Raw genomic sequence first — 14,740 nt, 5'->3', positions numbered from 1 at the left:
AAAACGATCATGACGCAGGATGAACTGAAAAAAGCAGTAGGATGGGCCGCTCTCCAGTACGTACAGCCGGGTACCATTGTCGGTGTTGGTACGGGGTCGACGGCGGCGCACTTTATCGATGCGCTGGGCACGATGAAGGGGCAGATCGAGGGCGCGGTTTCCAGCTCCGATGCTTCCACGGAAAAGCTGAAAAGCCTCGGCATCACCGTTTTCGACCTCAACGAAGTGGACCGTCTGGGCATTTACGTTGATGGCGCGGATGAAATCAACGGCCACATGCAGATGATCAAAGGCGGTGGCGCGGCGCTGACCCGCGAAAAAATCATCGCTTCCGTGGCGGATAAGTTCATCTGCATCGCGGACGCCTCCAAGCAGGTCGACATTCTGGGGAATTTCCCGCTGCCGGTCGAAGTGATCCCGATGGCGCGCAGCGCGGTTGCCCGTCAACTTGTGAAGCTGGGCGGTCGTCCGGAATACCGTCAGGGTGTGGTGACCGACAACGGCAACGTGATCCTCGACGTTCACGGCCTTGAGATCCTCGATGCCATTGCGCTGGAAAATGCGATCAACGGCATTCCAGGCGTTGTTACCGTAGGGTTATTTGCCAACCGTGGCGCGGATGTGGCGCTGATCGGCACGGCTGACGGTGTAAAAACCATCGTAAAATGATCTGACGGGGGGAACGCTCCCCCCGCTAAAAAAATTTTGAAAAGCTAAATTCGGTGACTTGTGTCACGTTTTTCCGCCTCTTTTGCCGATCCTGCCACGTTCGTAATTTTCCGCAGCATTTTCCTCTGCCATTTTGCTCTGTATGACTTTTCTTCAGAGTGCCGACGCAAACGTTCATATTGCTGCAATAGTTTTTTTTGATATGTTGGCTGCACGGGATTTATATCCAGCACAACATCAGTTCAGATAAAAACAGGGTCGGGTAAATGGCAAAGGTATCACTGGAGAAAGACAAGATTAAATTCCTGCTGGTTGAAGGCGTGCACCAGAAAGCGCTCGATAGCCTTCGCGCAGCAGGCTACACCAACATCGAATTTCACAAAGGCGCGCTGGACACTGAAGAGCTGAAAGCGTCCATCCGTGATGCCCATTTCATTGGCCTGCGATCCCGTACCCAACTGACTGAAGACGTTATTGCTGCGGCGGAAAAGCTGGTGGCGATTGGCTGTTTCTGCATCGGCACCAACCAGGTTGATCTGAATGCCGCCGCAAAACGCGGTATCCCGGTCTTTAACGCGCCGTTCTCTAACACCCGTTCCGTGGCGGAGCTGGTAATTGGCGAGCTGCTGCTGCTGCTTCGCGGCATTCCGGAGGCTAACGCCAAAGCGCACCGCGGCGTGTGGAATAAGCTGGCTGCGGGCTCCTACGAAGCCCGTGGGAAAAAGCTCGGGATTATCGGTTACGGCCATATCGGTACGCAGCTCGGTATTCTGGCGGAATCTCTCGGCATGCACGTGTTTTTCTACGATATCGAAAGCAAGCTGCCGCTGGGTAACGCGACGCAGGTGCAGCATCTTTCTGACCTGCTGAACATGAGCGACGTGGTCAGCCTGCACGTGCCGGAAAATGCGTCCACCAAAAACATGATGGGGGCGGAAGAGCTGGCGCTGATGAAGCCGGGCTCTCTGCTGATCAACGCCGCGCGCGGCACCGTGGTTGACATTCCTGCACTGTGCGACGCGCTGAAGCGTAAACATCTGGCGGGTGCGGCGATTGACGTGTTCCCGACGGAACCGGCCACCAACAGCGATCCGTTCACCTCTCCGTTGTGCGAGTTCGACAACGTGATCCTGACGCCGCACATCGGCGGTTCTACTCAGGAAGCGCAGGAGAATATCGGCCTGGAAGTGGCGGGTAAACTGAGCAAATATTCCGATAACGGTTCAACGCTCTCTGCGGTGAACTTCCCGGAGGTGTCTCTGCCGCTGCACGGTGGGCGTCGTCTGCTGCACATCCACGAAAACCGTCCTGGCGTGCTGACCGCCATCAACCAGATCTTTGCCGAGCAGGGCGTTAACATTGCTGCGCAGTATCTGCAAACTAACTCGCAGATGGGTTATGTGGTTATTGATATTGAAGCGGATGAAGACATCGCCGAGAAAGCATTGCAGAGCATGAAGGCCATTCCGGGGACGATTCGCGCGCGTCTGCTGTACTGATGGTGCGGTCTGTGGTGTCGGGTGGCGCTTACGCTTACCCGACCTACAATGTTCGAGGATTTATGTAGGCCGGGTAAGGCGTAGCCGCCACCCGGCTTTATTCTACCAGGTCCAGGTTTTACTGGGCGTCACCACCGCCGGCAACGGCACATCCCATTTCTGTACGGGTAATACCTCCACGCCCTGGCAATCATGCGCATACCCCACCGGCTGCAATCCGTACTGCTGCCAGTTTTGCAGCGTCCTGTCATAGAACCCCCCGCCCATGCCTAATCGCTGGCCCTGCTCGTCAAACGCCACCAGCGGCGTAATCAGCACATCCAGTTCAGATAGCGGCAGCACGTCGCGCACGTCGAGTTTGGGTTCGGTGATTTTCAGACGATTTACCACCAGCTCGCTGTGCGGATGGTAGTGCAGAAACAGCAGATTGCCTCGGCTAAAGGGATGTAGCACCGGCAGATAAACTTTTTTCCCGGCGCGCCAGAGCTGGTCGATAAGCGGTTGGGTATCCAGCTCACCATCAAACGAGAGAAACAGGGCGACGGTGTTTGCCATCACCACAGGCGGATAGGCCATCATGCGGGCGGCGGCCTGCTGGGCAAAATGTGCCTGTTGCTCGGCGCTTAAGGCGCGACGACGCTGGCGAATAAGCTGACGGATGTCCTGGCGTGAAGCAGAAACTTCAGGGAGTTGAGTCATGGTAGTCGGTAGAAGAAAAGAGAGGGAATCTCCGAGATGCCGCCGCAGGCTGTAACCCTTGAACCCTTGGTTCAAGGTGAATGTGTCGTCATAGTTTTAAGGCTTCTCGGACGGACCGAGCATGCTCACCAACCATGGAGCGCCACATTCTTGTGGTATGAAATATCGGCTCAGGGGACTGGCCCGCTTGCGAACATCTCAGAGAAATTTTGTCTTCACAGTTACTCTACCATAGTCAACTGAGAAGTGTTATTCAAACTTTGGTCCCGGTCTTTCGGGACTGCGACCTTGATCAAGCAATGCCTGTTCTATGGTCTGCTGGAGCATTTTAATGCGCTGCTCCATGCTTGCCGCGTAATCGCGGGTCTTCGCTTTTTCCTGAGTCAGTTCATAGCTGATGTTCAACGCGGCGATGAAAACCAGCTGCTCAGTATTTGTGACTCTAGTGCGTTCTTTTAGATCTTGCAACCGCTGATTCAAATCGTCCGCAGCCTGATTCAAGGCATCCCTTTGTTCAGGCGGACAATTCACTCGCAGTGAACGGCCAAAAATCTGGAGATCGACGGGTTGTGCAGACATGCCACCTTCCTGCTGATTGACTGCGCTGCCTTCGCTTACTGCCCCGGGGGCTGCGAAGGGGCGACACTATAGCTACCCTGATGTGAAGATACAAGCCCTTTTCTGGTATCACCAGGGTCCAAAGTGGTAGCATATCATGAATATCCTCCCTTTGATGACGAATGCGTATGTCTATACAGAACGAAATGCCTGGTTACAAGGATTTAAACCAGTTACTGAACCAGCAGGGAGTCGGTCTGACCCCTGCCGAAATGCACGGTCTGATCAGCGGCATACTGTGCGGCGGAAACAGCGACAGCTCATGGCAGCCGCTGATCCACGACCTCACCAACGAAGGGCTGGCGTTTGGCCACGAACTGGCGGAAGCGCTGCGTAAAATGCACGCCGCAACCAGCGATTCCCTGGAAGACGATGGCTTTCTTTTTCAGCTTTATCTGCCTGAAGGCGACGATGTCAGCGTCTTCGATCGCGCCGATGCGCTCGCGGGTTGGGTAAACCACTATCTTCTTGGCCTGGGCGTAACCCAGCCTAAACTGGATAAAGTGACCGGCGAAGCGGGTGAAGCGATCGACGATCTGCGTAATATCGCCCAGCTCGGCTACGATGAAGACGAAGACCAGGAAGAGCTGGAAATGTCTCTCGAAGAGATTATCGAGTACGTGCGCGTGGCGTCTCTGCTGTGCCACGACAACTTTACGCGCTCGCAGCCGACCGCGCCGGAAGTTCGCAAGCCAACATTACACTAAGAAAAATAACGCACAGGAGGGTGTCATGGTTATCTCCAGTCAAGAGTATTCTCGCCGTCGTCAGGCGCTGCTGGCAAAAATGCAGCCGGGAAGCGCTGCCCTGATTTTCGCCGCGCCGGAAGTGACGCGCAGCGCCGACAGCGAATACCCCTATCGCCAGAGCAGTGATTTCTGGTACTTCACCGGGTTTAACGAGCCGGAAGCGGTACTGGTGCTGATTAAAAGCAATGACACCCACAACCACAGCGTGATTTTTAACCGCGTGCGCGATCTGACCGCGGAAATCTGGTTTGGCCGCCGCTTAGGGCAGGAGGCGGCGCCGGAAAAACTGGGCGTGGACCGTGCGCTGGCCTACAGCGAAATCAACCAGCAGCTTTACCAACTGCTGAATGGCCTGGACGTGCTCTATCACGCGCAGGGCGAATACGCGTATGCGGATGACATTGTCTTCACCGCGCTGGATAAGCTGCGTAAAGGCTCACGTCAGAATTTGTCTGCACCCGCCACCCTGACGGACTGGCGTCCGATGGTGCATGAGATGCGTCTGTTTAAGTCTGAAGAAGAGCTGAACGTGATGCGCCGCGCGGGCGAAATCAGCGCCCTGGCGCATACCCGCGCCATGGAAAAGTGCCGTCCCGGTATGTTCGAGTACCAGCTTGAAGGCGAAATTCACCATGAATTTAACCGTCACGGCGCGCGCTTCCCGTCCTATAACACCATCGTAGGCGGCGGTGAAAACGGCTGCATTCTGCACTACACCGAAAACGAAAGTGAACTGCGCGACGGCGATCTGGTGCTGATTGACGCGGGCTGTGAATATCAGGGTTACGCGGGCGACATCACCCGTACCTTCCCGGTGAACGGTAAATTCACCACCGCGCAGCGTGAAATCTATGACATCGTGCTTGAGTCTCTGGAGACCGCGCTGACGCTGTTCCGCCCTGGCACCTCCATCCAGGAGGTTACGGGCGAGGTGGTGCGCATCATGATTACCGGGCTGGTGAAGCTCGGCATTTTGAAAGGCGATGTGGACACCCTTATAACCGAAAACGCCCATCGTCCGTACTTTATGCACGGCCTGAGCCACTGGCTGGGGCTGGATGTGCATGACGTCGGGGCATACGGTCCGGAACGTTCGCGCGTGCTGGAGCCAGGCATGGTGCTGACCGTTGAGCCTGGGCTGTACATCGCGCCGGATGCCGACGTGCCAGAACAGTACCGCGGGATCGGCATTCGCATTGAAGATGACATCGTCATCACCGAAACCGGTAACGAAAACCTGACCGCGACCGTGGTGAAAAAAGCCGACGACATCGAGGCGCTGATGGCGGCGGCACGCGTATGAGCGTGATCATCGTTGGCGGAGGCATGACCGGCGCTACTCTGGCGCTGGCCATTTCGCAGTTAACCAAAGGCCAGCTTCCGGTGCATCTTGTTGAGGCGGTTGCGCCGCAGGCGGCCGATCATCCCGGCTTCGATGCCCGCGCCATCGCGCTGGCCCAGGGAACCTGCCAGCAGCTTGCGCGCATTGGCATCTGGCAGGCGATAGCGGACTGCGCGACGGCCATCGGCACCGTTCACGTCAGCGATCGCGGCCACGCCGGGTTTGTGACGCTGGATGCCCACGATTACCGAATTGAGGCACTGGGGCAGGTCGTCGAGCTGCATGACGTGGGGCTGCGGCTGTTCCGTCTGTTACAGGATGCCCCTGGCGTCACGCTGCACTGTCCGGCGCGCGTCGCCAGCTTCAGCCGCCGTGACGAGGCCGTCAGCGTGACGCTGGACAACGGCACCACGCTGGAGGGGCAACTGCTGGTGGCGGCAGATGGTTCACGCTCCGCGATCGCCACGCAGTGCGGCGTCGAATGGCGCTCTGAACCCTATGGACAGGCGGCGGTCATCGCTAATGTCTCTACGGCTGGCGCGCATAACGGCAGGGCATTTGAGCGCTTCACGGAGCACGGCCCGCTGGCCATGCTGCCGATGTCGAACGGGCGCTGCTCGCTGGTATGGTGCCATGCGCAGGATCGGGCCGATGAGGTTCTCTCCTGGTCCGACGAACGTTTTTGTTCCGAGCTGCAAAAGGCCTTCGGCTGGCGGCTTGGGCGCATCACCCACGCCGGAAAACGCGTGGCCTATCCGCTTGCGCTGACGACCGCATCGCAGACTGTCTCCCATCGCGTCGCCCTGGTCGGCAACGCCGCGCAGACGCTACACCCCATCGCCGGGCAAGGCTTCAACCTTGGCCTCCGTGACGTGATGAGCCTGGCCGAGCTCCTGGCCCGGACGTGGAGCGAACAACAGGATTGTGGCGCATACTCAGTGCTGAGCCATTACCAGAAACGACGCCAGGCGGACAAAGCGGCGACCATTGGCGTCACCGACGGTTTAGTCCACCTGTTTGCCAATCGCTGGGCACCGCTGGTTGCGGGTCGCAACCTTGGGCTTATGGCGATGGAACTGTTCATTCCGGCACGTGACGTGCTGGCGCAGCGGACCCTGGGTTGGGTCGCGCGTTAAGGAGTATTGACCGTGCAAAATGTTGATGTCGCCATTGTGGGCGGCGGAATGGTAGGACTGGCGCTGGCTTGTGGTTTACAGGGCAGCGGCCTGCGCGTGGCCGTGCTTGAGCAAAAAGCGCCGCAGCCTGTGGCGCAGGATGCACCGCCAGAGCTTCGCGTCTCGGCGATCAATGCCGCCAGCGAAAAGCTACTGACGCACCTTGGCGTCTGGTCTGAAATCGTGGCGCTCCGTGCCAGTTGCTATCACGGGATGGAAGTGTGGGACAAAGACAGCTTTGGCCGTATCGCGTTTGACGATGAAAGCATGGGTTACAGCCACCTTGGACATATCGTTGAAAACGCGGTGATCCACCACGTGCTGTGGCAGAAAGCGCAGCAGTGCAGCGACGTCACGCTGATCGCACCGGCGAAACTTCAGCAGGTGGCGTGGGGCGAAAACGACGCGTTTATCACTCTTGAAAGTGGCGATATGCTGACTGCGCGTCTGGTAGTGGGTGCCGACGGCGCCAATTCCTGGCTCCGTAACAAAGCGGATATTCCGCTGACCTTCTGGGATTACCGTCATCACGCGTTGGTGGCCACAATCCGCACCGAAGAGCCGCACGGCGGCGTGGCGCGCCAGATTTTCCATAATGACGGCATTCTGGCCTTCCTGCCGCTTGCCGATCCGCATCTCTGCTCCATCGTCTGGTCCTTAGAGCCGGAGAAAGCGCAGCAGATGCAGGAGACGACGCCGGATGCCTTCAGTCAGGCGCTATGCGTGGCGTTTGATAACCGTCTGGGCCTGTGCGGGCTTGAAAGCGAACGCCAGACGTTTCCGTTAACCGGTCGCTACGCGCGTCAGTTTGCCGCGCACCGTCTGGCGCTGGTGGGGGATGCGGCGCATACCATTCATCCGCTGGCCGGGCAGGGAGTGAACCTCGGCTTTATGGACGCGGCTGAGCTGGTTGAAGAGCTGCGTCGCCTGCATCGGGAAGGCAAAGATATTGGTCAGCATCTGTATCTGCGTCGCTACGAGCGCAGCCGCAAACACAGTGCGGCTATGATGTTGGCGGGTATGCAGGGCTTCCGCGAGCTGTTTGCCGGAGCGAACCCGGCGAAAAAACTGCTGCGCGATATTGGCCTCAAACTGGCCGACACCCTTCCCGGCGTAAAACCGCAGCTTCTTCGTCAGGCAATGGGCCTCAACGATCTTCCCGACTGGTTACGTTAATCTCGATCCCCGTCACACTTTATTTTCCCGGCCTGCGCGCCGGGGAAATTCCCTCGTTTGAAATAATCTAATTTCACGTCATTTTTCGCATTAGAAAATCTAATCTTACTATTTTTATGTTACGGAAATTCGGCCCATTTTTCCGCATGAAATATCAGCATCTGCTAAATCCTGTTAGATCATTGTTAATTTTATGCGGGTTTAATCGCATTTTCCCAGTGAATAACTCTGTAGGCTTTTCAGCGATTTTTGGTCATAAGCTAATGTGATGACCCGTTTTACCTTATGGTTAACCGCCGGTTTCGGTGGTAAGTTCAGGTAAAAGAGAACGTTTGCGTCGGCCCCCGATCGCGAGGCCGACACCGGGTTTCACGGTGAATTTTTCAACGAGGAAAAGATGGCTCAACAGACTCCTTTGTACGAACAGCACGTGTTATGCGGTGCCCGCATGGTGGACTTCCACGGCTGGATGATGCCGCTGCACTACGGCTCGCAGATTGATGAGCACCACGCGGTGCGCACCGATGCCGGTATGTTCGACGTGTCTCATATGACGATTGTCGACCTGCGCGGTAGCCGCACCCGGGAGTTTTTGCGTTATCTGCTGGCAAACGACGTCGCCAAACTGAAGACGCCGGGCAAAGCGCTCTATACCGGTATGCTCAATGCCTCTGGCGGCGTGATTGACGACCTCATCGTCTACTACTTCACCGAAGATTTCTTCCGCCTCGTTGTAAACTCCGCCACCCGCGAAAAAGACCTCTCCTGGATTTCCCAACACGCTGAACCTTACGCCATTGACATCACCGTCCGTGACGATCTGTCGCTGATTGCCGTACAGGGGCCAAACGCCCAGGCGAAAGCCGCGTCTCTGTTCAGCGACGAGCAGCGCAAAGCCACCGAAGGCATGAAGCCATTCTTCGGCGTGCAGGCGGGGGATCTGTTTATCGCCACCACCGGCTACACCGGTGAAGCGGGCTATGAAATTGCCATGCCAAACGAGAAGGCCGCTGATTTCTGGCGTGCGCTGGTGGAGGCAGGTGTGAAGCCTGCGGGCCTGGGCGCGCGCGATACGCTGCGTCTGGAAGCGGGGATGAACCTCTACGGTCAGGAGATGGACGAAGGCGTCTCTCCGCTGGCCGCCAACATGGGCTGGACCATCGCATGGGAACCGGCTGACCGTGATTTTATTGGTCGTGAAGCGCTGGAGATGCAGCGCGAGAAGGGCACTGAACAGCTGGTAGGCCTGGTGATGAAAGAAAAAGGCGTGCTGCGCGGCGAGCTGCCGGTGCGCTTCACCGATGCCGATGGCAATCATCGCGAAGGCGTGATCACCAGCGGAACGTTCTCCCCGACGCTCGGCTACAGTATTGCCCTGGCACGCGTGCCGGCGGGGATTGGCGAAACGGCGGTGGTGCAGATCCGCAACCGCGAAATGCCGGTCAACGTGACCAAACCGATTTTTGTTCGCGCCGGTAAGCCGGTCGCCTAACTATTTTTATCAGGAGAACTTCAATGAGCAATGTGCCAGCAGAACTGAAATACAGCAAAGAACACGAGTGGCTGCGCAAAGAGGCGGACGGCACTTACACCGTTGGGATCACCGAGCACGCGCAGGAGCTGCTGGGCGACATGGTGTTTGTTGACCTGCCGGAAGTGGGCGCAACCGTGAGCGCAGGCGATGACTGTGCGGTGGCGGAATCCGTTAAAGCGGCCTCTGACATCTACGCCCCGGTAAGCGGTGAAATTGTTGCCGTGAACGACGCGCTCCGCGACTCCCCGGAGCTGGTGAACAGCGAACCGTATGAAGGCGGCTGGATCTTCAAGATCAAAGCCAGCGACGAAGCGCAGGTTGCCGCGCTGCTGGATGCGACCGCGTACGAAGCACTGTTAGAAGACGAATAAGCCATTTCCCTCTCCCCTAAGGGAGAGGGTAGGGTGAGGGGAACAGACGATACCCTCACCCCAGCCCTCTCCCTTAGGGAGAGGGAGAAAACACATTCACTGCACGTTTCAGGAATCATCGCTCATGACACAGACTTTAAGCCAGCTTGAAAACCGTGGCGCCTTCATTGAACGTCACATTGGGCCGGATGCTCAGCAACAGCAGGAGATGCTGAAGACAGTTGGCGCGGATTCATTAAACGCACTGATCGGCCAGATCGTGCCAAAGGACATCCAGCTTGCCACGCCGCCGCAGGTAGGCGAGTCCACGACGGAGTTCGCCGCGCTGGCGGAGCTTAAGGCCATCGCCAGCCTTAACAAGCGCTATAAGTCTTACATTGGCATGGGCTACACCAACGTGCAGTTACCGCCGGTGATCCTGCGTAACATGCTGGAAAACCCGGGCTGGTACACCGCTTATACCCCATATCAGCCAGAAGTCTCCCAGGGCCGTCTGGAAACGCTGCTGAACTTCCAGCAGGTGACGCTGGATCTGACCGGTATGGATATCGCCTCTGCCTCGCTGCTGGATGAAGCCACCGCCGCCGCCGAAGCGATGGCGATGGCGAAGCGCGTGAGCAAACTGAAAAACGCCAACCGTTTCTTCGTCGCGGCGGACGTGCATCCCCAGACGCTGGACGTGGTGCGCACCCGTGCGGAAACCTTCGGCTTTGAGGTGATTGTCGACGACGCTGAAAAAGTGCTGGATCACCAGGACGTCTTCGGCGTGCTGTTGCAGCAGGTGGGCACCACCGGGGAAGTACACGACTACGGCGCACTGATCGCCGAGCTGAAATCCCGTAAGGTTATTGTTAGCGTCGCCGCTGATTTTATGGCGCTGGTGTTGCTGACGGCGCCAGGTAAACAGGGCGCGGATATTGTCTTCGGCTCAGCCCAGCGTTTCGGCGTGCCGATGGGCTACGGCGGCCCGCACGCGGCGTTCTTTGGCGCGAAAGATGAATTTAAACGCTCCATGCCAGGCCGTATTATCGGCGTATCGAAAGATGCCGCCGGTAACACCGCGCTGCGCATGGCGATGCAGACCCGCGAGCAGCATATCCGCCGCGAGAAAGCGAACTCCAACATCTGTACCTCGCAGGTACTGCTGGCTAACATTGCCAGCCTGTACGCGGTGTTCCACGGTCCGGCTGGCCTGAAGCGCATTGCCAGCCGCATCCACCGTCTGGCCGATATCCTGGCCTGCGGTCTGCAACAGAAAGGTCTCAGACTGCGTCATGAACACTATTTCGACACCCTGTGCGTCGAGGTGGCAGACAAAGCGGCCGTGCTGGCGCGCGCCGAGGCAGCGCAAATCAACCTGCGCAGCGACATTCACAATGCGGTCGGCATTACGCTGGACGAAAGCACCACCCGTGACGATATCCTGACCCTGTTCAACGTATTGCTGGGTGACGCACACGGTCTGGACGTTGATACGCTCGACAAAGAGGTTGCGCTCGACAGCCGCTCCATTCAGGAAAGCATGCTGCGCGACGACGCGATCCTGACTCATCCGGTGTTCAACCGCTATCACAGCGAAACCGAGATGATGCGTTACATGCACTCGCTGGAACGTAAAGATCTGGCGCTGAACCAGGCGATGATCCCGCTGGGCTCCTGCACCATGAAGCTGAACGCCGCGGCTGAGATGATCCCAATTACCTGGCCTGAATTCTCTGAGCTGCACCCGTTCTGCCCGGCTGAGCAGGCGGAAGGGTATCACATGATGATCAACCAGCTCTCCGACTGGCTGGTGAAGCTGACCGGTTATGACGCGCTCTGCATGCAGCCGAACTCCGGCGCGCAGGGTGAATACGCCGGTCTGCTGGCAATCCGTCACTATCACGAAAGCCGCAACGAAGGCCATCGCGATATCTGCCTGATCCCAAGCTCCGCCCACGGTACCAACCCGGCTTCTGCCCAGATGGCAGGAATGGAAGTGGTGGTTGTGGCGTGCGACAAAAACGGCAACATCGATCTGGCCGACCTGCGCGCCAAAGCCGAGCAGGCGGGCGACAAACTCTCCTGCATCATGGTGACCTACCCATCCACCCATGGCGTGTACGAAGAAACTATCCGTGAAGTGTGTGAAGTGGTGCATCAGTTCGGCGGCCAGGTTTACCTCGACGGCGCAAACATGAACGCCCAGGTGGGCATCACCTCTCCGGGCTTTATTGGCGCGGATGTGTCGCACCTGAACCTGCACAAAACGTTCTGCATTCCGCACGGCGGTGGCGGCCCGGGGATGGGCCCAATCGGCGTGAAGGCGCACCTGGCACCGTTTGTGCCGGGCCACAGCGTGGTGCAGATTGAAGGCATGCTGACCCGTCAGGGCGCGGTCTCCGCGGCACCGTTCGGCAGCGCCTCTATCCTGCCAATCAGCTGGATGTATATCCGCATGATGGGCGCGGAAGGGCTGAAGCAGGCCAGCCAGGTAGCGATCCTTAACGCCAACTACATCGCAACGCGTCTGAAGGACGCCTATCCGGTGCTCTATACCGGCCGCGACGGTCGCGTGGCGCACGAATGCATCCTCGATATTCGTCCTCTGAAAGAAGAGACGGGCATCAGCGAGCTGGATATTGCCAAGCGCCTGATCGACTACGGATTCCACGCGCCAACCATGTCCTTCCCGGTTGCGGGAACGCTGATGGTTGAGCCGACCGAGTCTGAAAGCAAGGTGGAACTGGATCGCTTTATCAACGCCATGCTGGCGATCCGCAGCGAAATCGACCGCGTGAAAGGCGGGGAGTGGACGCTGGAAGATAACCCGCTGGTTAACGCGCCGCATACCCAGAACGAACTGGTGGCAGAGTGGAACCACGGTTATACCCGCGAACTGGCTGTCTTCCCGGCAGGTGTGGTAAACAAATACTGGCCAACCGTGAAACGTCTTGATGATGTTTACGGCGACCGTAACCTGTTCTGCTCCTGCGTACCGATGAGCGAATACCAGTAACGTTGTTCCTGTAGTAACGTAGGCCGGGTAAAGCGAAGCCGCTACCCGGCTTTTTTATTGGGAGAAAAGAATGGCAATTGCACTGGTCACCGGCGCCAGCCGGGGTATTGGTAAAGCCACCGCGCTACAGCTGGCAAGCGAAGGCTACACCGTTGCGGTGAATTTTCATCACAACATCAAAGCCGCGACAGAGGTCATTAATCAGATCGTGGACGCGGGCGGTAAAGCCTTTGCCGTGCGCGCGGACATCAGCGATGAGGCGCAGGTGATGGCGATGTTCGCCAGCATCGATCGCGAAGGTGAGCCGCTCGCCGCGCTGGTGAACAACGCCGGGATTTTGTTTGAACAATCCACCATCAAACACCTCTCCGCTGAACGTATTAACCGCGTGCTGGCTACCAACGTCACCGGCTATTTTCTCTGCTGCCGTGAAACGGTTAAGCGCATGTCGCATAAACACGGCGGCAAGGGCGGCGCGATTGTGAATGTCTCCTCGGCGGCGTCACGGCTGGGCGCGCCGGGGGAATATGTGGATTATGCCGCCTCAAAAGGGGCGGTGGATTCCCTGACTACCGGCCTCGCGCTGGAGGTGGCGGCACAGGGCATTCGCGTTAACTGCGTGCGGCCAGGCCTGATTTATACCGATATTCACGCCTCCGGCGGCGAGCCGGGGCGTGTGGATCGGGTGAAGTCGATGTTACCGATGCAGCGTGGCGGTCAGCCGGAGGAGGTCGCCCAGGCCATTGCCTGGCTGCTGAGCGACAAAGCCTCCTATGTTACCGGTAGCTTCCTGGAGCTGGCTGGCGGGAAGTAACGCTACGACGCCAGCCACAGCCGCAGGCGCATTCCCCAGCCGCTGGTCCAGCCGGTGGTGATCGACTTCACCTCACCGTGAGAGATCACCACCAGCGTTGGCGTCACCTTAACGTCCCACTCACGCGCCAGTTCTCCGCTGGCGTCGTTGACCGTGGGCATCATCGCCTTCTTCTTCCTCATCCATGTTTCGAGCGTCGCGTTATCGCCCGAGCGCAGCGCAACCGACATCACGTTACCCCCGTCCGCGGCAAGCGCCGCCACCGACGGCGTGGTGTAGCGGCAAACGCCGCACCATGTCGCCCAGACGTAGACCAGCAGCGGTCGCTCCTTACTCATGGCGATAAGATCGACGGGCTGACCGTCGAGGGTGTGCAGTGCCGTCGCGGAGAAATTCTGCGGCAGCGCGGGCTGGCGGAAATAGTCCACCGCCAGGCTCACGGCTATGCCAATCAGCAGCCACACTCCCAGTTCGCGCAGCAGGCGCGGAAGCTTACTTGCCACGGACGTTTGCCAGCTGTTCTTTGACCAGCCCCTCCAGATCGTCATACGGAATGGCGCCCGCCACCATCTGGTCGCCGATAATGGTCGCCGGGGTACCCTGAATATTCAGCACCTGCGCCAGGATGAGGTTCATCTTTAAGCTGTCCATGGTTTTATCATCCGTTTTAATGCCGTCCGTTCCGGTCTTGACCTTCGCGGCGGCGATGCTGGCGTCATCGTGATAGCCCTTTTTCATCATCAACCGCTGGTGCAGCGCCCAGAATTTATCCGGCGCCTGCTGCCACGTCGAGAGCGCCGCTTTCGCGGCATTTACCGAGCTTTGTCCCTTAAACGGCAGCAGTTTGACGATGAGCTGCACGTCGGGATTTTCCTGCACGATTTTCTCCAGCATTGGGTCGAACTGCTTGCAATACGGGCAGTTGTAGTCCGTGAAGGAGACGATGGTCAGCTTCGGCGATGCCGCGCCGGTTCGCGGGCTGTTGGTGTCGTTAAACAGCAGTTTTGCCAGCTGGTCGCTGGAAGCGTCATCTGACGGTGCGGCGAAACCGAACGTTGATAACGACAGCAGAAGTAAGGCTATTAAGGCTCTCATG

Annotated in this window: 14 protein-coding genes and 1 other RNA gene; 10 read left to right on the top strand and 5 right to left on the bottom strand. The window is 58.1% G+C overall.

Annotated elements, in window-relative coordinates; all coding sequences use genetic code 11:
• The first annotated feature begins 9 nt into the window (after positions 1-9).
• Together rpiA and serA are read left to right on the top strand one after the other, a co-directional pair.
• The gene (gene rpiA, locus O1724_RS19025) at positions 10-669 is read left to right on the top strand and encodes a ribose-5-phosphate isomerase RpiA (RefSeq protein WP_003860091.1); all 660 of its coding nucleotides are present in this window, start codon (positions 10-12) and stop codon (positions 667-669) included.
• Between the two features lie 266 nt (positions 670-935).
• The gene (serA, locus tag O1724_RS19020; protein WP_017692705.1) at positions 936-2,168 is read left to right on the top strand and encodes a phosphoglycerate dehydrogenase; all 1,233 of its coding nucleotides are present in this window, start codon (positions 936-938) and stop codon (positions 2,166-2,168) included.
• A 102-nt stretch (positions 2,169-2,270) separates the two neighbouring features.
• On the opposite strand, the gene O1724_RS19015 is transcribed toward serA, so the two are convergent.
• The 3 genes from O1724_RS19015 to zapA form a co-directional block, all read right to left on the bottom strand.
• On the bottom strand, positions 2,271-2,867 hold the full coding sequence (locus O1724_RS19015; RefSeq protein ID WP_126296853.1) for a 5-formyltetrahydrofolate cyclo-ligase: 597 nt from the start codon (positions 2,865-2,867) through the stop codon (positions 2,271-2,273).
• A 24-nt stretch (positions 2,868-2,891) separates the two neighbouring features.
• A non-coding RNA gene (ssrS, locus tag O1724_RS19010) (6S RNA) lies at positions 2,892-3,075 on the bottom strand.
• Positions 3,076-3,116: 41 nt separating this feature from the next.
• Positions 3,117-3,446 (bottom strand): cell division protein ZapA, encoded by a 330-nt coding sequence (gene zapA / locus O1724_RS19005; protein WP_003860096.1) that lies wholly within the window; start codon positions 3,444-3,446, stop codon positions 3,117-3,119.
• 167 nt (positions 3,447-3,613) lie between these two features.
• Here zapA and O1724_RS19000 point away from each other — a divergent pair, with 167 nt between their 5' ends.
• From O1724_RS19000 to O1724_RS18965, 8 genes are all read left to right on the top strand, one after another.
• On the top strand, positions 3,614-4,192 hold the full coding sequence (locus O1724_RS19000) for a YecA/YgfB family protein (protein ID WP_003860099.1): 579 nt from the start codon (positions 3,614-3,616) through the stop codon (positions 4,190-4,192).
• Between the two features lie 31 nt (positions 4,193-4,223).
• Positions 4,224-5,537 carry a Xaa-Pro aminopeptidase gene (gene pepP, locus O1724_RS18995; protein ID WP_086527952.1) on the top strand — a complete coding sequence of 438 codons (1,314 nt, stop codon included), beginning with the start codon at positions 4,224-4,226 and terminating at the stop codon, positions 5,535-5,537.
• Positions 5,534-6,712, top strand: a complete 1,179-nt coding sequence (ubiH, locus tag O1724_RS18990) for a 2-octaprenyl-6-methoxyphenyl hydroxylase (RefSeq protein ID WP_003860103.1) — start codon at positions 5,534-5,536, stop codon at positions 6,710-6,712. The genes pepP and ubiH overlap by 4 nt, the downstream gene beginning before the upstream one ends.
• Positions 6,713-6,724: 12 nt before the next feature.
• Positions 6,725-7,927, top strand: a complete 1,203-nt coding sequence (ubiI, locus tag O1724_RS18985) for an FAD-dependent 2-octaprenylphenol hydroxylase (RefSeq protein WP_023314803.1) — start codon at positions 6,725-6,727, stop codon at positions 7,925-7,927.
• A 397-nt stretch (positions 7,928-8,324) separates the two neighbouring features.
• Complete coding sequence (gcvT, locus tag O1724_RS18980; protein WP_003860107.1) at positions 8,325-9,419, top strand: glycine cleavage system aminomethyltransferase GcvT; 1,095 nt, start codon at positions 8,325-8,327, stop codon at positions 9,417-9,419.
• A 23-nt stretch (positions 9,420-9,442) separates the two neighbouring features.
• Entirely contained in the window at positions 9,443-9,832 is a 390-nt protein-coding gene (gcvH, locus tag O1724_RS18975; RefSeq protein WP_414538841.1) for a glycine cleavage system protein GcvH, read from the top strand.
• A gap of 124 nt (positions 9,833-9,956) precedes the next feature.
• Positions 9,957-12,830, top strand: coding sequence for an aminomethyl-transferring glycine dehydrogenase (gcvP, locus tag O1724_RS18970; protein ID WP_126296852.1), 2,874 nt, complete (start codon positions 9,957-9,959; stop codon positions 12,828-12,830).
• A gap of 70 nt (positions 12,831-12,900) precedes the next feature.
• On the top strand, positions 12,901-13,644 hold the full coding sequence (locus tag O1724_RS18965) for an SDR family oxidoreductase (protein ID WP_126296851.1): 744 nt from the start codon (positions 12,901-12,903) through the stop codon (positions 13,642-13,644).
• 2 nt (positions 13,645-13,646) lie between these two features.
• Here the strand turns inward: O1724_RS18965 and O1724_RS18960 are convergent, their stop codons facing one another.
• Positions 13,647-14,147, bottom strand: coding sequence for a protein disulfide oxidoreductase (locus O1724_RS18960; protein ID WP_003863422.1), 501 nt, complete (start codon positions 14,145-14,147; stop codon positions 13,647-13,649).
• Complete coding sequence (locus O1724_RS18955) at positions 14,137-14,739, bottom strand: DsbA family protein (RefSeq protein ID WP_003863423.1); 603 nt, start codon at positions 14,737-14,739, stop codon at positions 14,137-14,139. The genes O1724_RS18960 and O1724_RS18955 overlap by 11 nt, the downstream gene beginning before the upstream one ends.
• Position 14,740 lies beyond the last annotated feature (1 nt).

The organism is Enterobacter cloacae complex sp. HYC074_NIDB, from assembly GCF_056673345.1.
Note: the sequence above shows the minus strand (reverse complement) of the source record. Positions and strands in the feature narration are given on the sequence as shown.